This window comes from Albidovulum sediminicola (assembly GCF_025751575.1).
Classification (GTDB): domain Bacteria; phylum Pseudomonadota; class Alphaproteobacteria; order Rhodobacterales; family Rhodobacteraceae; genus Albidovulum; species Albidovulum sediminicola.
In genome coordinates, this window is record NZ_JAOWLA010000003.1 from 213,203 (window position 1) to 232,657 (window position 19,455).

The 19,455-nt window shown below is 67.2% G+C and carries 19 protein-coding genes and 1 tRNA gene; 6 read left to right on the top strand and 14 right to left on the bottom strand.

The features are described from left to right. The first annotated feature begins 78 nt into the window (after positions 1-78). Positions 79-1,350 (top strand): bifunctional folylpolyglutamate synthase/dihydrofolate synthase, encoded by a 1,272-nt coding sequence (locus OE647_RS04810; RefSeq protein ID WP_263720532.1) that lies wholly within the window; start codon positions 79-81, stop codon positions 1,348-1,350. Between the two features lie 105 nt (positions 1,351-1,455). Then, positions 1,456-2,478, top strand: a complete 1,023-nt coding sequence (locus OE647_RS04815; protein WP_263720533.1) for an LLM class flavin-dependent oxidoreductase — start codon at positions 1,456-1,458, stop codon at positions 2,476-2,478. Here OE647_RS04815 and OE647_RS04820 read toward each other — a convergent pair. Both OE647_RS04820 and zapE read right to left on the bottom strand, forming a co-directional pair. Then, positions 2,471-3,370, bottom strand: a complete 900-nt coding sequence (locus OE647_RS04820) for a bestrophin family protein (RefSeq protein WP_263720534.1) — start codon at positions 3,368-3,370, stop codon at positions 2,471-2,473. The genes OE647_RS04815 and OE647_RS04820 overlap by 8 nt on opposite strands. A 152-nt stretch (positions 3,371-3,522) precedes the next feature. Then, positions 3,523-4,626 (bottom strand): cell division protein ZapE, encoded by a 1,104-nt coding sequence (gene zapE, locus OE647_RS04825; protein ID WP_263720535.1) that lies wholly within the window; start codon positions 4,624-4,626, stop codon positions 3,523-3,525. Between the two features lie 170 nt (positions 4,627-4,796). Here zapE and OE647_RS04830 point away from each other — a divergent pair, with 170 nt between their 5' ends. Next, positions 4,797-6,038, top strand: a complete 1,242-nt coding sequence (locus OE647_RS04830; protein ID WP_263720536.1) for an MFS transporter — start codon at positions 4,797-4,799, stop codon at positions 6,036-6,038. Positions 6,039-6,078: 40 nt separating this feature from the next. Here the strand turns inward: OE647_RS04830 and OE647_RS04835 are convergent, their stop codons facing one another. From OE647_RS04835 to mbfA, 9 genes are all read right to left on the bottom strand, one after another. Next, entirely contained in the window at positions 6,079-6,993 is a 915-nt protein-coding gene (locus tag OE647_RS04835; protein WP_263720537.1) for an ornithine cyclodeaminase family protein, read from the bottom strand. After that, on the bottom strand, positions 6,990-7,613 hold the full coding sequence (locus OE647_RS04840) for an HAD family hydrolase (protein ID WP_263720538.1): 624 nt from the start codon (positions 7,611-7,613) through the stop codon (positions 6,990-6,992). The genes OE647_RS04835 and OE647_RS04840 overlap by 4 nt, the downstream gene beginning before the upstream one ends. 57 nt (positions 7,614-7,670) lie before the next feature. Beyond that, complete coding sequence (locus tag OE647_RS04845) at positions 7,671-8,639, bottom strand: DMT family transporter (protein ID WP_263720539.1); 969 nt, start codon at positions 8,637-8,639, stop codon at positions 7,671-7,673. 63 nt (positions 8,640-8,702) lie between these two features. Next, on the bottom strand, positions 8,703-9,149 hold the full coding sequence (locus tag OE647_RS04850) for a YaiI/YqxD family protein (protein ID WP_263720540.1): 447 nt from the start codon (positions 9,147-9,149) through the stop codon (positions 8,703-8,705). Then, the gene (gene sthA, locus OE647_RS04855; protein WP_263720541.1) at positions 9,146-10,570 is read right to left on the bottom strand and encodes a Si-specific NAD(P)(+) transhydrogenase; all 1,425 of its coding nucleotides are present in this window, start codon (positions 10,568-10,570) and stop codon (positions 9,146-9,148) included. Before sthA ends, OE647_RS04850 begins: the two co-directional genes overlap by 4 nt. A 6-nt stretch (positions 10,571-10,576) precedes the next feature. Next, entirely contained in the window at positions 10,577-11,410 is an 834-nt protein-coding gene (fghA, locus tag OE647_RS04860; protein WP_263720542.1) for an S-formylglutathione hydrolase, read from the bottom strand. Between the two features lie 14 nt (positions 11,411-11,424). After that, on the bottom strand, positions 11,425-12,354 hold the full coding sequence (locus OE647_RS04865; RefSeq protein ID WP_263720543.1) for an AEC family transporter: 930 nt from the start codon (positions 12,352-12,354) through the stop codon (positions 11,425-11,427). 79 nt (positions 12,355-12,433) lie between these two features. Further along, positions 12,434-13,129, bottom strand: a complete 696-nt coding sequence (locus tag OE647_RS04870; protein ID WP_263720544.1) for a nitroreductase family protein — start codon at positions 13,127-13,129, stop codon at positions 12,434-12,436. A gap of 33 nt (positions 13,130-13,162) precedes the next feature. Beyond that, positions 13,163-14,140, bottom strand: coding sequence for an iron exporter MbfA (gene mbfA, locus OE647_RS04875; protein WP_263720545.1), 978 nt, complete (start codon positions 14,138-14,140; stop codon positions 13,163-13,165). A 187-nt stretch (positions 14,141-14,327) separates the two neighbouring features. Between mbfA and OE647_RS04880 the strand changes: the two genes are divergently transcribed. Next, positions 14,328-14,966 (top strand): TetR/AcrR family transcriptional regulator, encoded by a 639-nt coding sequence (locus tag OE647_RS04880; RefSeq protein ID WP_263720546.1) that lies wholly within the window; start codon positions 14,328-14,330, stop codon positions 14,964-14,966. Positions 14,967-15,000: 34 nt separating this feature from the next. Here OE647_RS04880 and OE647_RS04885 read toward each other — a convergent pair whose 3' ends face one another. From OE647_RS04885 to dapF, 3 genes are all read right to left on the bottom strand, one after another. Continuing rightward, positions 15,001-15,408, bottom strand: a complete 408-nt coding sequence (locus OE647_RS04885; protein WP_263720547.1) for a c-type cytochrome — start codon at positions 15,406-15,408, stop codon at positions 15,001-15,003. A gap of 94 nt (positions 15,409-15,502) precedes the next feature. Then, on the bottom strand, positions 15,503-16,756 hold the full coding sequence (gene mtaB / locus OE647_RS04890) for a tRNA (N(6)-L-threonylcarbamoyladenosine(37)-C(2))-methylthiotransferase MtaB (RefSeq protein ID WP_263720548.1): 1,254 nt from the start codon (positions 16,754-16,756) through the stop codon (positions 15,503-15,505). Positions 16,757-16,762: 6 nt separating this feature from the next. Continuing rightward, entirely contained in the window at positions 16,763-17,602 is an 840-nt protein-coding gene (dapF, locus tag OE647_RS04895) for a diaminopimelate epimerase (RefSeq protein WP_263720550.1), read from the bottom strand. A 106-nt stretch (positions 17,603-17,708) separates the two neighbouring features. On the opposite strand from dapF, the gene OE647_RS04900 reads away from it, so the two are divergent. Together OE647_RS04900 and OE647_RS04905 are read left to right on the top strand one after the other, a co-directional pair. Beyond that, a tRNA-Lys gene (locus tag OE647_RS04900) sits at positions 17,709-17,784 on the top strand. A 466-nt stretch (positions 17,785-18,250) separates the two neighbouring features. Continuing rightward, positions 18,251-19,438 carry an ABC transporter substrate-binding protein gene (locus OE647_RS04905; RefSeq protein WP_263720551.1) on the top strand — a complete coding sequence of 396 codons (1,188 nt, stop codon included), beginning with the start codon at positions 18,251-18,253 and terminating at the stop codon, positions 19,436-19,438. Positions 19,439-19,455: the final 17 nt, after the last annotated feature.

A 19,455-nucleotide genomic window follows, 5' to 3' on the forward strand; every position in this document is an offset into this window, starting at 1 on the left:
TCTTTTCGAAAATATCCTCGGGGGGTCCGGGGGGCAGACAGCCCCCCGGCCTTGCCGCCAAACCGCAGCGAGGGTCCCATGTCGCAAGGTTCCGACCTCATCCTGTCGCGGATGATGGCGCTTCATCCGAAGATCATCGACCTGACGCTCGACCGCGTCTGGCGCCTGCTAGAGGCGCTGGGTCATCCCGAACGCGACCTGCCGCCGGTGATCCATATCGCGGGGACCAACGGCAAGGGCTCGACCCAGGCGATGATCCGCGCCGGGCTGGAGGCGATGGGCGGCCGCGTTCACGCCTATACCTCGCCCCATCTCGCCCGCTTCCACGAACGCATCCGGCTGGCGGGCGAGCTGATCTCGGAGGACTACCTGACCGAGATCCTGGCCGAGTGCGAGGCCGCGAACGGCGGCATCCCGATCACCTATTTCGAGATCACGACCTGCGCGGCGCTTCTGGCCTTCGCGCGCACCCCCGCGGACTGGACGCTGCTTGAGGTTGGCCTCGGTGGCCGGCTCGACGCGACAAACGTGGTCGACCAGCCGCGGCTCACGATCATCACCCCGGTCTCCATCGACCATCAGCAGTACCTGGGCGAGACCCTGCCCGAGATCGCGGGCGAAAAGGCGGGGATCATCAAGCGCGGCGTGCCTTGCGTTGTCGGCCCGCAGGAAGAGGCGGGGCTGGAGGCGATCGAGGCCAGGGCCGCGCGTCTTGGCGCGCCGCTTCTTGTCCACGGCCAGCACTGGCATGTCTGGGAAGAGCGCGGGCGGCTGATCTTCCAGGACGAAAACGGTCTTCTCGACCTGCCGCTGCCCAACCTTCCTGGGCCGCACCAGATCGACAACGCGGGCGCCGCGCTCGCCGCGCTGCGCCACCTTGGCGCTGACGAGGCCGCCTGCGAGGCGGCGGTGACAAAGGCCTACTGGCCCGCGCGGATGCAACGGCTGACCCACGGCCCGCTGGTCGAGGCGGCGGGGGCTTGCGAGCTTTGGCTCGACGGCGGCCACAACCCCGCGGGCGGCCAGGCGGTGGCGGCGACGCTGGCGCGGATGCCGGCCAGGCCCACGCATCTGATCCTGGGCATGCTCAACACCAAGGACATTGCGGGCTATCTGCGCCCCGTCGCGGCGGCGGCGCGGACCCTGACGGCGGTGTCGATCCCGGGAGAGGCGAACACGCTGACGGCCGAGGAAACCCAGGCCGCCGCCGCCCGTGCCGGGATCTCTGCGGGCACGGCCGAAGGCGTGCTGGAGGCCGTCCGCACGATCGCCGCAGCCGACCCCGGCGCGCGCATCCTGATCTGCGGCTCGCTCTACCTGGCGGGCGGGGTTCTGCGGGACAACGGCTGAAACGACCCCTCGCATGGTCCTGGCGCGCCCTGCCTGTGCATCGGCGCACTTCCTTGCGCGCGCCGCCCCGGCTATCCATGGGCATGACCCAGCGGAGCGGCCCACATGACCCTTGAATTCGCGCTCGATACCTTCGGCGACGTGACCCCCGGTGCCGACGGCACCCTGAAGCCGCAGGACCAGGTGATCCGCGACGTGATCGAGGAGGCGGTCCTGGCCGATCAGGTCGGGGTGGACTTCTTCGGTCTCGGCGAACATCACCGCGACGATTTCGCGATCTCGTCGCCCGAGGTGGTGCTGGGCGCCATCGCCGCCCGGACCAGCCGCATCCGGCTTGGGACGGCCGTGACGGTGCTGTCCTCCGACGATCCGATCCGGGTGTTTCAGCGGTTCTCGACGCTTCAGGCGATTTCGGAGGGGCGGGCGGAGGTGATCCTGGGGCGGGGGTCCTTCACCGAAAGCTTCCCGCTCTTCGGCTTCGACCTTGCGGATTACGAGACGCTCTTCAACGAAAAGCTCGACCTTTTCGCGCGCCTCTTGCGGGACCGGAAGGTCACCTGGTCCGGCGCCACGCGCCCGCCGCTCCGGTCGCAGCCGGTTTATCCCCAGCCCGCCGACCCGATCCGCGCCTGGATCGGCGTGGGTGGCACGCCGGAATCGGTGATGCGGGCGGTGCATTACGAGATGCCGATGATGCTCGCGATCATCGGCGGCGCAGCCCAACGTTTCCGCCCCTACGCCGACCTCTACCGCCGGGCCCTGGCCGAGGCGGGGCGCCCCGCCCTGCCGGTCGGCGTCCATTCGCCCGGCCTTGTCGCCGACACCGACGAGGCCGCGCGCGAGGGCATCTGGCCCGGCTACAAGGCGCTGCATGACCGGATCGGGCGTGAACGCGGCTGGGCGCCGACGACCCGCGACCAGTTCGAGCGCGAGATCGCGCACGGGTCGCTTTACGTCGGGGCGCCCGAGACCGTCGCGCGCAAGATCGCGGCCACCGTCAAGGCGCTGGACCTGAACCGGTTCGAGATGAAATATTCCTCCGGGCCGGTTCCGCATGCCTTGTTGATGCGCTCGGTCGAGCTTTACGGCACGCGAGTCGTGCCGCTGGTCCGCGACATGCTCAGCTAAGAACGCCGTCCACGGGTTGGAGCGGTTCGGGCGCGGGTTCGTCCAGCGCCTCCGCCACGGCGATCTCGATCACCCGGCACATGGCGTCGAGGGGCAGCCCGTTGATCACGTCGCGAAACGGGTGTTCCAGTTCATCAGTGACGGCGGAGAGGCCGAAGAAGACATAGGCAACGACTGCCGCGACAAGCGGCGCGAACCAGCCTGCGGTGTCGATCAGCGCGAAGGGAAGCAGGGCGCAGTAAAGGTAGCTCGTCCGCAGCACGAGCAGCGAATAGACGAAGGGCAAGGGCGAACTGGCGATCCGTTCGCACCCGGCCTGCGCGAGCGAGAGCGAGGCCAGGCGTTCGGAAAGCGCCCGGCGCCCGATGTCCGAAAGGCGCCCGGCCTCGGCTTCCGCGCGCAGGACCTCGGCAATCTGGCGCAGCGCCGCGTCAGGCGGGTTGCGCCGCGCGGCGAAATCGGCGGCAGCCGGATCGGCGCGGAGCGCTTCGGCGCGTGCGTCGCTCTGGCGTAGCCATCCGCGGTGCAGATGCGCGAAGGCGGCGACGGTCTTCAGAACGCGCGCGCGCGCCGGGACGGCGCCGAGAAACACCAGAAGCTCGCGTGCGAGGCTGCGGACATCGGCGATCATGCCGCCCCAGAGCTTGCGCGCCTCCCACCAGCGGTCATAGGCGGCGTTGTTGCGGAAGCCGAGAAAGAGCGACAGCGCGATGCCGAAGATGCCCATGGCCGCGATCGAGACCTGCGGCAGCGGCAAAAGGGACCGGTCGATCCAGAGGATCGCCGCGGCGTAGAGCGTGAAGAACAGGATCTTCGGTGCGGTCTGCACGATGATCGAGCCCCTGATCGCGAACAGGAGCTGCGGCAGGCTTGGTGCGTCGCGGACGATCATCGGTGGCGGTCCCTGGGTGCGCTTGCGCCCCTTCTAGGCGGTTCCGGAAGCGATGGCACGGCGAAAGACGACACCACGCGTCTTGCTTGCGCTAGGGGAGGGGCCGTCCGGCCGGGCATCGAGCCCGGCGCGCCCGGCGCTGCCGCGGGACATCAGCCCCGGTCCGCGTCCGGGTCCGCGCCCCAATCCGCGGCCTGCATCTCGCGCAGGCGGCTGGCGGTGCGCTCGAACTCGAAGGACCCTTCGCCCTCCATGTAGAGCCGTTCGGGCGCGTCGGCGGCCGACGCGATGAGGCGCACCTTCGCCTCGTAGAGCGCGTCGATCAGGGTCACGAAGCGGCGGGCCTGGTTGTAGTTTTCGGACGACAGGCGCGGGATGTCCTCAAGGATCAGAACCCGGACCGCGCCCGCGATGGCGAGGTAGTCCGCGGGCCCAAGCGCGCGGCCGCAGAGGTCCCAGAAGGATGCGCGGGCGACGCCCGCGTGATAGTCCGGGATCACCACCTCGCGCCCCTTCACGCTCAGCCTGAGTTCCGCATCGCCGCCGCCGCCCGTCAACTCGTCCCAAATGCGCGCCAGCGCCTCGGTCGCGGTGCGGTCGGCGGGGGCGAAATAGACCTGCGCGCCTTCCAGCCGGTGTTGGCGGTAGTCGGTCTCGCTCTCGATCTCGCGCACCTCCATCCGCTCTTTCAGGAGCTGGATGAAGGGCAGGAACAGCGGACGGTTTAGCCCGTCCTTGTAAAGGTCGTCCGGCGCCCGGTTCGAGGTTGTCACCACCGTGACCCCGCGGTCGAACAGCATCTGGAAGAGCCGCCCCACGATCATCGCGTCGGCGATGTCGGTGATCTGCATCTCGTCGAAGCACAGCAACCGGAGCTTGCCCGCGATCTCCTCGGCCACGGGGCGGATGGCGTCGTCCACCCCGGTCTTGCGCGCGGCATGAAGGGCCGACTGGACCTCTTGCATGAAGGCGTGGAAGTGGACGCGGCGCTTGGCCTCGACCGCGACATGGGCGTGGAACAGGTCCATCAGCATCGACTTGCCGCGCCCGACCCCGCCCCAGAGGTAAAGCCCGCGCACCGGCTCCGGCGCCTTGCCGAAAAGCCCGCCCAGAAGGCCTCGGCGGCGTTCCGGAACGGCGCCGAGCGCGCAGCGGATACGCTCCAGCTCGGGCAGCAGCGCGCGCTGCGCGGCGTCCTGGCGCAGGTCGCCCGCATGGGTCATCCGGTCGTAGATATCTGTCAGCGTTTCGGCCATGTCCCCCGATAGCCCGCGGCGCGCGAACTGAAAAGAGGCGCAGTTCGGGGAGGTCTATCGGCGTGCCCGGCAGGGCGCATCGCGGATCGGAATTGTCCGCATCACAATTCGCGATTTGACGCCGCCCGCGACTGAGGACATGTTCGCGCCGCTTTGATCCCGGAGGCCCCATGCCAGTGCGCGCGCCGCTTGTCACACCCGTCCTGATCGCGGGCTGTATCATCATCATGATCGGCTTCTCGATCCGGGCCAGCTTTGGCGTGTTCCAGATCCCGATCGCCTCGGAATTCGGGTGGATGCGCGCCGATTTCTCGCTCGCGATCGCGGTGCAGAACCTGGCCTGGGGCATCGGCCAGCCGCTGTTCGGCGCCTTCGCAGAACGATTCGGCGACCGCCGGGCGATCGTGCTGGGCGCTCTGATCTATGCGGCGGGGCTGGTGCTGTCGTCCTTCGCGGTGACGCCGGGCCAGCATCAGATCCTGGAGATCCTCGTGGGCTTTGGCATCGCGGGCACGGGCTTCGGTGTCATCCTGGCGGTGGTGGGCCGCGCGGCCCATCCCGAAAGCCGCTCGGTCGCGCTGGGAATTGCGACGGCGGCCGGGTCCGCCGGGCAGGTCTTCGGCGCGCCGGTGGCGGAGCTGCTGCTTGGCCATTTCCCCTGGCAGTCGGTGTTCCTGATCTTCGCGGCAGCGATCCTGCTGAGCCTTTTTGCCCTGCCGATGATGCGTGCGCCCGCCCCGGCGAGCCGGGAGGAGCTCGAGGAAAGCATGGGCGAGGTCCTGCGCAAGGCCTTCCGCGATCCGTCCTACGCGATGATCTTCCTCGGCTTCTTCTCCTGCGGGTATCAGCTGGCTTTCATCACGGCCCATTTCCCGGCGATGGTGACCGAGATGTGCGGGGCCATCGCGCCCGGCGGGGTACTCGCGGGGCTCGGGATCACCACGACCTCGGTTTTGGGGGCAATCGCGATTTCCGTCATCGGGATGGCGAATATCGTGGGCACGATCACCGCGGGCTGGCTTGGCAAGCGCTACAGCAAGAAGAACCTGCTGGCGGGGGTCTATCTGGCCCGGACCGTGGTCGCGGCGGTGTTCATCTCGCTTCCGATCACACCGGCGTCGGTCCTGGTCTTCTCGGTCCTGATGGGGGCGCTCTGGCTTGCGACGGTGCCGCTGACCTCGGGGCTTGTCGCGCATCTTTACGGCCTGCGCTACATGGGCACGCTCTATGGTATCGTGTTCCTGAGCCACCAGCTGGGCGGCTTCCTCGGCGTCTGGCTGGGTGGGCGGATGTATGACGCCTACGGGTCCTACACCGCGGTCTGGTGGATCGGGGTTGGCGTCGGGGCATTCTCCGCGCTGATCCATCTGCCGATCCGCGAACGCCTGCCGCACATCGCGCAGCCGGCATGACGCGGCCGGGGCCAAACGCGGCCCCGGCCCAGGGCGCGCCTCAGGCGCCCTTCCAGGCGTCCAGGATGTAGCGGGCGGTCATCAGGTCCAGATGCGCGCCGCCGCCGTTCTTGCTCAGCGTGATCTCGTCGTCCGAGGCGCGCATGAAGGCGCCTGAGGGCAGGTCGTAGAAGTCGCCCAGGATATCCGCCTCGGTGATCGCGCCCGAGGCGATCGGGTCCATGATTTCGCCGATGTGATGGATGGTCGTCGCGCGCGCATCGACGAAGACGCGGGCGCGGCGCATCACCTCGTCGTCGCATTCGCGCATGTCCTTGCGATAGGCGCCGATCAGGTCGAGATGGGTGCCGGGTTTCAGCCATTCGCCCCGGATCAAGGGGGCGGTGGCCATGGTCGCCGTGGCGATCACGTCGGCCTTGCGCACGGCGGCTTCCAGGTCGGGCTCGGCCACGGCGCCGGTTTCGGCGGCGAAGGCGCGCGCGGTCTCGGGCGTGCGGGTCCAGACGTGAAAGCGCGCCTTGGGAAAGACCGCCGAATAGGCCTCGATCATTGAATGGGCGACGGTGCCGGCGCCGACCAGGAGGAACCGCTCACTGTCCTTCCGCGCCAGGTGGCGCGCGGCCAGCAGGCTGTCGGCGGCGGTCTTCCACTTGGTGACGAGCGCGAAGTCGATATAGGCCTCCGGAATGCCCAAGCGGTCTTCGAAAAGCGCGACCGCGCCGTGCAGGTTCGGGACCCCGTGCTGGCCGTTGCCCGGAAAGATCGTCGCGGCCTTGACGGCGACGCCCATGCCGTCGATCCAGGCCGAGCGGGTCAGCAGCGTATCCGGGCCACGGCGCAGGAACGTGTCCCCGACCTCTGCCCGGGGCAGGCTGTGCCCGGCCTCCAGCGCCTTGGTCAGCGCCACCCAGTCGAGCTTGGCCTCCGCCTCCGGTCCGATGATGTCGATGGTCATGGGGCGATATCCTCCGCTGTCAGCAATCCCTCGGCCTGAAGCCGCTCGGCCCAACCCATGGGGCCGTCAAAATGGTGAACCTGCCAGCCGCGCCGGGCGGCGGCGGCGATGTTGTCGTGCCGGTCGTCGGTGAAGAGCAGCCGGTCGGGCGCGATGCCGCAGTCCTCCTCGACCATCTCATAGATCCGCGCCTCGGGTTTGATCACGCCCATATGGCCAGAGACATAGGCGCGGTCGAACTCCGAGAGGAAATCGTACCGCGTCTGGGCATAGGCGAAGCTGCCGATCCCGAAGTTGGTCAGCGCGAAGACCGGCACGCCCCGGGCGCGAAGGCGCCTGAGCAGATGCACCGATGGCGCGATGGCGGGTGTGGCCATCTCGATCCAGTTGTCATGCCAGGCCTGGATCGCCCCGCGCCAGCGGGGGTAACGCTCGGCCCAGGCGTAGATCGTGCCGCGGAAATTCCCACCGCAGTCGATCTCGTCGTTCATGCCGTGAAGATCGACCTCGGCGAACATCGCCTCCCGCTCTTCGCGGGGCATGACGGTGTCGTAGAAACGTTCGGGCTGCCATTCGATCAGCACGTTTCCGATGTCGAAGATCACTGCGTCGATGGCCATGACGCCTCCTTTTTCGGGCGCGATCTGATCACAGCGCGGGGCGGGATGAAAGGCCGCTCAGCGGCGATAGCGCGGCGTTTGCGGCACTGTTTCCCGCCGCGCACGCGCCTCGCGCCAGACCAGCGTCAGGCCGGAGGCAATGATCAGCGCGATGCCCAGGAGCGCCACACCGTCGGGCCAGTCGCCAAAGACGATCACGCCCCAGATCACCGCAAGGGGCATGGCCGCGTATTCGAAGGGAGCGACCACGGCGGCCTCGGCCACGCGGTAGGCCTGGCTGATGAAAAAACCGCCGAAGGCGGAGGCGATGCCGACCACCAGCAGGACCAGCCAGTCGCGCCCCGAGGGCATCGACCATTCCCGCAGGAAGAAGTCGAGCGAGGCATTGCCAGTGCCCGCAAACCGACCGTCACCGATCGCAAGCCCCGCCAGCGACGAAAACCCGATGAAGGTCAGCTGGATGTAGAACGACATCGACAGCGCGTTTTCAGTCCGGCCGATGTAGCGGGTCAGCATGTGCAGCGTCGCGTAGCCGAAGGCCGCCAGGACCGGCAGCAGTGCCGCGGCCTGGAAGACCGAGGTTCCCGGGCGCAGCACGATCAGCACGCCGAGGAACCCCAGGGCGAGCGCCGCCCAGCGGCGCGGGCCGACCGTTTCGCCCAGGAAGATCACCGAGAAGACGGTGATGATCAGCGGCGAGACGAAGAAGATCGCGACCCCGTCGGCCAAGGGCAGCGAGGCAAGGCCGATGAAGAAGGTCATGTTCGCGAAGACGACGCAGGCACCACGCGCCAGATGCATGCCAAGGCGCCGGGTCCTCAGCGCGGCAAGCCCGCCCGACCACGGCAGGATCAGCGCCAGGAGCACCGCCATGCCGATCAGCGCCCGGATCAGGACGACCTCGTGCAGCGCGTAGCTGTCCGACAAGAACTTGATCGCCATGTCGTTGATCGAAAAGCAGAACACCGCGCCGATGGCGCAAAGCGCCCCCAGAAGCGTCGGGTTGTCGGACAGAGGCGTCTGCATCGGCGCATGTGACCGCGAAGCCAGCGCCGGCGCAAGCGGTATCGTCGCGGAAGCCTTGCGGCCCTAGCGCGCTGCCCCGCGCAAGAGCCGGTCCAGCGCCGAGGAAAATCGCGCCCGGTCCTGCTTTGAAAACGCCTTTCCGCCGCCCTGCCGGAACGGATCCGCCGAGCGGAGATCGGCCATCAGATCGCGCGTGGCGAGCGCCATGCCGATATTGGCCGCGCTCAAGGCCTCGCCGTTGTGCTTCAGGACCCGCGCCCCGGCGGCCACGCATTTCGCGGCCAGCGGGATGTCGGCGGTCACGACCACGTCCCCCGCCCCGGCGCGTTCAGCGATCCACTTGTCGGCCTCGTCGGGACCTTCGGTCACGAAGACGGTTTCGACCAGCGGGTTGGGGTAGGGGCGGATGCCGCCGTTGCAGACCATCTTGATCGGCACGCCCAGACGTTCGGCGGCGCGGATGCACTCCTCCTTCACGGGGCAGGCGTCCGCGTCGACGTAAAGCGTCATTTCTTGCCCTTGCGCGAAACCTTGTAGGCCTCGGGGATCGGCATCCGGTTGAAGGCGTCGAGCCCGGCGATGCGGTACGCTTCCGCCAGCGTGGGGTAGTTGAAGGTGTTTTCGACGAAGTAGTCGACCGTGCCCTTCAGGTTCAGCACCGCCTGCGCGATGTGGATCAGCTCGGTCGCGCCCTCGCCCACGATCTGCACGCCCAGAAGCCGCCGGGTCTTGAGGCTGACCAGCATCTTCAGCATGCCCTGTTCGATCCCCATGATGTGCCCGCGGGAGGTTTCGCGAAACCGCGCGATGCCGACCTCATAAGGGATGGCGCGGGCCTGCACCTCTTCCTCGGACATGCCGCAGGTGGAGATTTCGGGGACGGAGTAGATCCCGTAGGGGAACCAGGGGCTTTCCGGCAGCGTCGGCGTTTCCAGCGCATGACAGGCCGCGACCCGCCCCTGCTGGAGCGAGGTCGAGGCGAGCGAGGGGTGCCCGATCACGTCGCCTGCCGCGTAGATATGGGGAACCTTGGTCTGGTAGGTCTTGCGATCGACCTCCAGCCGTCCGCGATGGTCGGTTTCCAGCCCGACGGCCGACAGGTTCAGCGTGTCCGTCGCACCCATGCGCCCGGCGGCGTAAAGCAGCATTTCGCTGCGAACATGACGGCCATTCTTCAGGCTGACCTCCACATGGTCGCCCTCGTCCTCGATCTTCTCGATGGCCGAGCCAAGGCGCAGGTCCAGGCCGTTTTCGCGGATCTGATGGGTGAATTCCTCGATCGTATGGTGGTCGATGAAATCGAGGAAGCTTTCACGCGGCTCGATCAGCGTGACATGCACGTCAAGGGCCGTGAACATCGTCGCGTATTCGACCCCGATGACGCCCGCGCCGATGACGCAAAGGCTGCGCGGCAGCTGGCCAAGTTCCAGGAACTCGTCGCTGTCGACCACGGTCTTGCCGTTGAAGGGCACGTCCTTGGGCCGGTAGGTGCGGGTGCCGGTGGCGATCAGGAACTTCTTGGCGCTGAGCCGCACGGTTTCGCCCGAATGGGTCGCGACCTCGACCTCATGCGGGCCGATGAAGCGCGCGCTGCCCAGAAGCGTTTCGACATGGTTGCGGTTGAACTGGTGCTCAAGGATATCGACCTCGTAGTCGAGCGTCTTGTGCAGCCGCGTCTTGAGGTCTTGGGAGCTGATATCTTCCTTCGCGCGGTAGGACCGGCCGTAGAAGGACCGTTCGCGCCAGCCCGACAGGTTCAGCACGGTTTCCCGTAGCGTCTTCGAGGGGATCGTGCCGGTATGCACCGACACGCCGCCCAGACGGTCCTTGCGGTCGATGACCAGGACCTTGCGCTTCAGCTTTCCGGCCTGGATCGCCGCGGCCTTGCCCGAGGGACCCGAGCCGATGATGATGAGGTCATAGGCGCTCATGGCAGATCAATCCTGGAACAGGGCTTCGGCGTGGAAGGCGATGTGGTCACGCATGAAGGTCGAGACGAAGAAGTAGCTGTGATCGTAGCCCGCCTGCATGCGGAACTGGCCGTTCTGGCGGCGTTCCATCATCGCGTGCGCCAGCGCCTCGGGCTTCAGGAGGTCCAGGAACTGGTCCTTCGACCCCTGGTCGATCAGCACCGGACCATCGAAGCCGAGCCGCTGCATCAGCAGCGTCGAATCGTGCGGCGCCCAGCGGCTTTCGTCGGAACCCAGATAGGCGCCGAGCTGCTTGCGGCCCCAGTCCGATTGCGTCGGGTTGGAGATCGGCGCGAAGGCCGAGACGGAACGAAACCGCCCCGGCAACCGCATCGCCATCGTCAGCGCGCCATGGCCGCCCATCGAATGGCCGGTGATCGCCTGCCGGTCCTCGGCCACGGCGAAGTTCGCGGTGATGATGGTGGGCAGTTCCTCGGCCACATAGTCCCACATTCGGAAATGCGGCGCCCAGGGCGCCTCGGTCGCATTGACATAGAAGCCCGCGCCCTGGCCCAGGTCATAGGCCTCGTCATTGGCGACGCCTTCGCCGCGGGGGCTTGTGTCGGGAAAGACCAGTGCGATCCCGGCCTCGGCCGCCCATTCCTGGGCGCCGGCCTTCACCATCGCGTTTTCATGCGTGCAGGTAAGTCCCGACAGGTACCAAAGCACAGGGACCGGACCGTCGGCGGTTTCCTTGGGCAGAAACAGTCCGAAGGTCATGTCGCAGCCGCAGGCCTCGGAGGCATGCCTGTAGACACCCTGGACGCCGCCAAAGCACTTGTTTTCCGAGACTGTCTGCATGGGTCTTCCTTTCTTCAGACGCGGGTGATCCAGGCGACCACCAGCGATACGGTCACGATGCTGAACACCGTGGATATCAGGATCGAGGCCGACACGCGCTGCGGCGCGACCCCGTAGTTGCGGGCCAGGATGTAGACGTTTCCGGCCACCGGCAGCGCGGCCGCCGCGATCATCACGCCCGCCGCGAAGGGCTCTACGCGAAAAACCACGAGCGCGGCAATGGCCACGGCCGCCGGATGCAATATCAGCTTCGCGAAGGAAAGCCAGAGCGCCACCGACAGCCGCTCCGCCGTTTTCGACGCGAGCGAGGCACCGATGGCGAAGAGGGCGCAAGGGGTGGCCGCCGCGCCGAGGATCGTCGCAAACTCCTCCACCGGGGCGGGCAACGAAAGCCCGGCCGAGGAAATGGCGAGGCCAGCGGCCATCGAAACGATCATCGGGTTCTTCGCCAGACCCAGCAACAGCACCTTGACGATGCGCGGCGACAGGTGCCCTTCGCGCGCGCCGGTGATGATCAGCGTGATCAGGCTTGAAAACACGATTAGGTCGATCGCCAGAACCATCAGGATCGGCCCCGCTGCCTCGGCCCCCAGAAGCACGGTCAGCAGCGGCACGCCCAGAAAGCCGGTGTTGCCGATGACGGCGCATTGCGCCTCGACCGCGGCCTCGGTCGCGGGGATGCGGCGCAGCCGGGCAACGAGCGTAGCCAACAGATAGACCGCAAGGCAGGCCGACAGATAGGCCGCCGCAAAGCGGGCGTCGAAGATCTCGGCCAGAGAGAGGTTGGCGGCAAAGCGGAACAGCATCGCGGAAAGCGCGAAGTAGAAGACGAAGCGGGTCAGGTATTCCGTTGCAGCGTCGGGGAAGAAACGCAGCCGGCCCGCGCCCCAGCCAAGGCCGATCAGCGCGAAAAAGGGCAGGGTCTTCAAAAAGATCGCGAGCATCGTGTCCCGTGCCGTGGGGCGGCTCAGCCCCGGCCGCGCGCGGACTGACTAGCACGCGGGAACGGCGGGGGGCCAGCGCTCATCCGGTGAAAAGCGTCAGAATCTCTGCGAGCGGTTTCTTGATCTTGGCGACGGCGGGTACGGCGGCGTCGTCGGCGGGGTGACCCACGGCGAGGATCATCACCGGTTTCTCGCTTTCCGGGCGGCCGCAAAGCGGGGCGAGGAACTTCATCGGATTGGGCGTGTGGGTCAGGGCGCAGAGCCCGGCGTGGTGTAGGGCCGCGATCAGCATCCCGGTGGCGATGCCCACGCTTTCGGGGACATAGTAGTTCTTGTAGCGCTGCCCCTCCAGCGTCACCCCGTAGCGCTGGGCGAATATGACGATCAGCCAGGGGGCGATGTCCAGGTGCGGCTTGTCCACGCCGGTTCCGATCGGTTCCAGCGCGCGCAGCCATTCGTCGCCGCCGCCGCCCGCGTAGAAGGCGCGCTCTTCCTCCTCGGCAGCGGCGCGGATCTGCGCTTTCAGGCCCGGATCGGAAATCGCGACGAAATGCCAGGGTTGGTGATTGGCGCCCGAGGGCGCGGTGCCCGCGGCCTCGACACAGGCGGCAATGATCTCGGCTGGCACCGGATCGGGGCGAAAATCGCGCACGGTATGGCGCTTGCGCATGTAGTCGCGAAACCGAATGGCGGCGGAAAGCGCGGCATCATCGTCAAGCCGCACCCTGTCGGGCAGGGGGAGCGGTTCGTATCGCACTTGGTCCGGGCTGTACATGGGGCCTCCGTCGGCGTCGGAACGGCGGTGAGTCTAGCCACCCCCGATCAGAACGCCAGCGGCAAAGACCAGCGCGCCGCCTAGTACCACCTGGAAGGTGGCGCGCAGGAAGGGCGTTTCCATGAAGCGGTTCTGGATCCAGACGATCGCCCAAAGTTCGACGAAGACGATGGCGATGGCGAGCGTCGTGGCGGTCCAGAAATCCGGGATCAGATAGGGCATCGCGTGGCCGAGCCCGCCAAGCGCCGTCATGATGCCGGAGGCCAGCCCGCGCTTGACCGGCGAACCGCGGCCCGAGAGCACGCCGTCGTCATGCGCGGCCTCGGTGAAACCCATGGAGATCCCCGCCCCGACCGAGGCGGCGAGCCCGACCAGGAAGGTCGTCCAGGGATCGTGGGTCGCGAAGGCGGTGGCGAAGATCGGCGCCAGGGTGGAGACCGAGCCGTCCATCAGCCCCGCAAGACCGGGCTGGACCCAGGTCAGGATGAACTGCCGATGCGCGGCGCGATCCTCCTCGTCCTTGGCGTCCTCGTCCAGATGCCGCTCGGCGAGGTCGCCCGCCTTGGCCTCGTGCTTGGCCTCGGCGGCGGCAAGGTCGCCCAGAAGCTTGCGGGTATCGGCATCCTCGGTCCGTTGCGCGGCGCGGGTGTAGAAGGCGGCCGCGTCCCGCTCCATCGCCTCGGCCTCGTTCCGGATGCGGTCGAGGGTCAGGTTCTCGACCAGCCAGACGGGGCGGCGCGCGTAGAACCCCGCCACATGTTCGCGCCGGATCAGCGGAATCGTGTCGCCGAAGCGCTGGCGGTGGCGTTCGATCAGCCAGTGGCGGTGGGTGTCCTCCTCCTTCGCCATGGCCTCGAAGATCGCGGCGGAGGCGGCGTAATCCTTGCGCAGCCGTTCGGCGTAGCTGCGGTAGATACGCGCGTCATCCTCTTCCGAGGAGATCGCGAGCGCCAGGATTTCCTGTTCACTCAGGTCCGAAAAACGGCGCCGGTTGGCCAGGCCAGGGATCATTTCAGTCTCCGTTATGAAACGCGGCCAAGACTAGGCTTGCGCGCACCGAGGGGCAAGGTCCGGGCCGGAACTGCGGCCCTATCGCGCAGACGGATGCGCCGGGAAAGTTGCCCGCGCGGCTTGCCGGGAGCGAAACCGAGCGTCTATCATCGCACGCCGCAGCCCCCCCGAAGCGAGGACCGCCACCTTGACCGCCCAAGCCATCGCGACCCCGAAGCGGCGCAAGTACGAACAGGTACTTGAAGGCGCGCTGGCGGTCTTTCTGCGCGAGGGCTACGAGGGCGCAAGCGTCGATGACATCGCGCGCGAGGCGGGCGTGTCCAAGGCGACGCTTTACAGCTACTTCCCCGACAAGCGCATGCTGTTCGTCGAGGTGGCCACCCGCGAATGCCGCCGTCAGGCGGACGAGGCCGAGGCCGTGGTCGATCTGACCGACCCGCCCGAGGTCGTCCTGCCCGAAGCCGCGCGGCGCATCATCGCTTTCGTGATCTCGGACTTCGGGCGCAACGTCTTTCGCATCAGCGTGGCGGAGTCGGAGCGCTTCCCGGAACTGGGGCGCGAATTCTACGACAACGGCCCCGCGCTGTTGCGGGAGCGGATCGGGGCCTATCTGGCGGGCGCGGTGGCGCGGGGCCAGCTTCGCATCGAGGACATCGACCTTGCCGCCTCGCAGTTCGCGGAGCTTTGCAAGGCGGAGATCTTTCCCTGCGTCTGCCTTGGCGTGAAGCGCAGCTTCAACGCCCAGGAGCAGGAGCGGATCGCCAGGGGCGCGGTCGAGATGTTCCTGGCCCGTTACGGCACCCACCAGCGGCACAGCGCGGATTGATCCGGCCGTGCCGCCACGCGCATGTCAGGCGCTACTACTGCTGGATGGTCTCCAGGTAGTAGGCGACCGACATGACGCGCCCGCGTGATTCCAGGATCGTTCCGTAGGGGTTCGCGGCGCTCGGCTCCTCGGACATGAAGACGCGGCCGAAGACCGGCATCGGCCCGCCGTGCGCGCGCATGCCAGTGCGCCCATCGATCAGGTGGATGACCTTCAGCATCGGGAACTGGCCATCGTTGTTCTTTGCCAGCAGGGTCAGGTTCGGGGCCGGTATGGTCATGATGCCCGCCATGTCGCCGTCGCCCTTGCCGCTCTCGCCATGGCAGGCGGCGCAGTAGTCCATGAAAAGCTCATGGCCGATATCGGCGCTTTGCGCCATGGCCTGCGAAGAAGATCCCGTGGCCGCCAGAAACACGGCGATCGTGAAGCAGATTTTGTGCATCTCAGTTCTCCCGGTGAATCACGCGTTTCCCACGGAAGAATCGTAACAGGGCTGGGGTCTTTGGGACTGATCGCCATCAGCCCGGACAGATGGATCAGGCCGTCAGGCGCCCGTCCGTAAAGCCGGTGATCTCGGCCTCGAAGATCACGCCCTCCGGATGGTCGATTGCAAAGGCGACCTCGGTGAACTGTTCGGTTCGGCCCAGGCGCGGCCCTTCGGTCAGGATGCGGTGGGTCCGGCCCGCCTGCGCGGCCAGGTGCCGGGTCAGCGCCTCCTCTCCCACGGCGCGCAGGCGTGCGGCGCGCTCCCGGATGGCCGGGCCCCTGACCTGCGGCATGCGGGCGGCCGGTGTGCCCTTGCGGGGGCTGAAAGGGAAGACATGGAGGAAGGTGAGCCCGCAGTCCTCGACGAGTTTCACCGAGTTGTCGAACATCGCCTCGGTCTCGGTCGGGAAGCCCGCGATCAGGTCCGCGCCGAAGACGATGCCGGGGCGCAGGCGGCGCGCCTCCTCGCAGAAGCGGATGGCGTCGTCGCGCAGGTGGCGCCGCTTCATCCGCTTCAGGATCAGGTCGTCGCCATGTTGCAGCGACAGGTGCAGATGCGGCATCAGGCGCGGTTCCGTCGCGATGGCCAGCATCAGGTTTTCGTCCGCCTCGATCGAATCGATCGAGGAGATGCGCAGCCGCGGCAGGTCCGGCACCAACCGCAGGATCCGCATCACCAGGTCGCCCAGCCGTGGCGCCCCCGGCAGATCCGCCCCCCACGAGGTCAGGTCGACCCCGGTCAGGACGACCTCCTGGAAGCCCTTGCCGACCAGACGCTTGATCTGCTCGACCACCACGCCCGCCGGGACGGAGCGTGAATTGCCGCGCCCGTAGGGGATGATGCAGAAGGTGCAGCGGTGGTCGCAGCCGTTCTGGACCTGGACATAGGCGCGGTGGCGCCCGAATCCGTCGATCAGGTGGCCGGCGGTTTCCTTCACGCTCATGATGTCGTCAACCGTGACCCGCTCGGTCTCGCCGATCAGGTCGGGGGCGGTGAGCCCCGCCCAAGTCGCCGCTTGCATCTTTTCGTGGTTGCCGATGACGCGGCTGACCTCGGGCATGGCTGCAAAGGTGTCCGGTTCGGTCTGGGCCGCGCACCCCGTCACGATCACCGGCGCGCCGGGGTTCTCGCGCGCCAGGCGGCGGATTTCCTGCTTGGCCTTGCGCACCGCCTCTGCCGTCACGGCGCAGGTGTTGACGACCACCGCGCCCTCGACCCCGTGGGCAGCGGCAAGTTCTTTCATCGCCTCGGTCTCATAGGCGTTCAGGCGGCAGCCAAGGGTGGAAAAGACGGGCGGGCGCATCGGCGATCAGACCAGCGCGGCAAGGAAGGCCGGGGTGAGCCATCCGTCGAAGACATGCGCCGTCGGCCCGGTCATCCAGACGCCATCCGCGCGCCAGTCGATCTCCAGCGTGCCGCCGTCAAGATCCAGCGTCACATGTCGCCCCGTCAGCCCGCGCAGATGCGCGGCCACCGCCGTTGCGCAGGCGCCCGACCCGCAGGCCAGCGTGATGCCCGCCCCGCGTTCCCAGACCCGCATCCGCAGCCGGTCCGGGCCAGTGACGCTCGCGTATTCGACATTGGTGGCCTTCGGGAACAGCGGATGGCGCTCCATGGCCGCGCCGTCGCGGGGCAGGTCCACCGCCTCGGCGTCGGGAACGAAGAAGACGCAGTGCGGATTGCCCATGCCGACCGCCGCCGGGTCGCCCGCGACAGGCAGGTGCATCAGGTCGACCTCTTCCGAAAGCGGCACGCCGCACCAGTCGAGAATCGGTGCCCCCATGTTCACGCTCACCAGCCCGTCGGCACGGCGGACCGCCGAAAGCCGGCCGCGCTCGGTGACGAAGGTGACGTTGTCGCGGCCGAGGCCCGCCATCACATGATCGGCCACGCAGCGCGAGGCATTGCCGCAGGCACCCGCCCGGCTGCCGTCGGAATTCCAGAAATCGAGCGCGAAATCCGCGCCTTCAGCGTCCCGGATCTCGGCCAGCTGGTCGAAACCCACGCCGCGATGCCGGTCACCGAGCGCGGCGGCAAGGGCCGGCGTGGTCACGGCCTCCCGGCCCCGTGAATCGAGGATCACGAAGTCATTTCCGGCGCCGTGCATCTTCATGAACGGCAAGGGGGCGTCAGGGCGGGCGTCTCTCATGCCCCGCGATATACGCCCGACGCAGGGATTTTGCCAGTGGACGGATTTTTCTGCGCTTTTGCACTTGACCACCCCGGGCGGTCTTCATAAAGAGGCGCCCTGTGATGGGCCCGTAGCTCAGTTGGTAGAGCAACTGACTTTTAATCAGTGGGTCACAGGTTCGAATCCTGTCGGGCTCACCACTTTATCCTGAATTTTCAGATAGTTCCGACGTTGACTGCCCGGTCAGCGTCCGAGACTGCCCGGCTCGGACGGCCCTTTCGGCGTCTGCAAAATGCCGGAAAATGTGGCGCGGTCTGACTGTGCTGGCGTGGCGGCGAAACCGTCTTGCGGCCATGATGGGTGCGAAGCCCGGTTCGCCCGATATCTAATGCGTTGATATCCCCATCTCGTGGCGGGTCTTTGCCGTTCAGGAATACATGAGTTCCGCGCATGAGGCCGCGACGTATCCGCCGGTTGGCACAGGCATAGGATTGCGCATCGCCGGCGTCCGCGGGCTGGTCTCCGATGCCCCGGCCGCTCAACCTGCGATGGGCATATGTCTCGCATATGGGGGGTATAGAACTTTGCTTCTTCCGCCGTTGCGGGGCTGCGGCATTATGGGCGTCGACGAATTGCCTAGACAGGTTCCGAAGGGAGGAGACCACAATGAACGCAGCTTTGCTGCGGATGGTATCGGTTTGTGCGCTCGGCCTCATGGCCACCGCTGCGACCGCCGGCACGGAGGAGTTGCCGGACGACATCCGCGAGAATCTCTACAATCCCGCGCTGATGGACCCCAACCAGCCGTTGGGTGACAGTGCCTACCGCGACTTCGTGGCGAAGAACCCGCCGCCGTGGAAGATCGGCTATGCCTCGTCCTACGCGGGCAACACCTGGCGTGCGGCGGTGATGGACCGGCTTCAGAACGAGATCATCCCGAAGTGGCAGGGTCTCGGGATGATCGACGAGGTCGTCATCACCCAGTCGAACCTGAACGATGCCACCCAGATCCAGCAGATCCGGCAGCTTGTCGATCAGGGCGTCGATGCGATCATCGTGTGCTGCTCGAACCCGACGGCGCTCAATGCCTCGGTCGAATATGCCTACAGCAAGGGCGTGCCCGTCTTTTCGGGGATCGGCTATCTGACCAGCCCCTACGCGGTGAACTCCTCCGCCAACTTCGTCGTCGGCGGCCGGATGATGGGCGAATGGATGGCCAACGAGATCGGCGGAAGCGGCACGGTGCTGAACGTCGAGGGCATCCCCGGCGCCTCCGCCTCCGACAGCCAGAACGTCGGGATCGAGGCCGCGATGTCCGAACATCCGGACATCAAGGTCAAGGGGCCGCTTTCGGGCATGTGGACCGACCAGGTCGCCCAGGCCGAGGTTCAGCGCTGGCTGGCGACCAACCCCGGCAAGCTCGACGGGATCATGATCCAGTCGGCCTCCGAGCTTGGCGCGCTGCGGGCGTTGCAACAGTCCGGCCGCGACATGGTGCCGATCACCATCGGCTCCGAAATGGGCGCGCTCTGCTACTGGCGCCACAACCCGGACTACGTGTCCGCGGCGATCCACGCCTGGCCTCCGGGGGATGACTTCGAGATGATCTGGAACATCATGATCCGGACGCTTCAGGGGCAGGGGCCGAAGATCCAGTCGATCCTGACGAAGCCCGTCATGATGTCCAAGGACGAGATGATGGCGGCGATCCCCGAAGACTGCTCGGAGCAGTCCGACCAGTGGTATCACCCCGGCATCGAAGCCTGGGCAGGCAAGGCGTATCTCGACAACTTCTTCCTGCGCCCGGCCGATCCCGAGGCCTATGATCCGGCGACCCATCCCGTCGCGAACTGAAAATGTGCCTCCCGGCC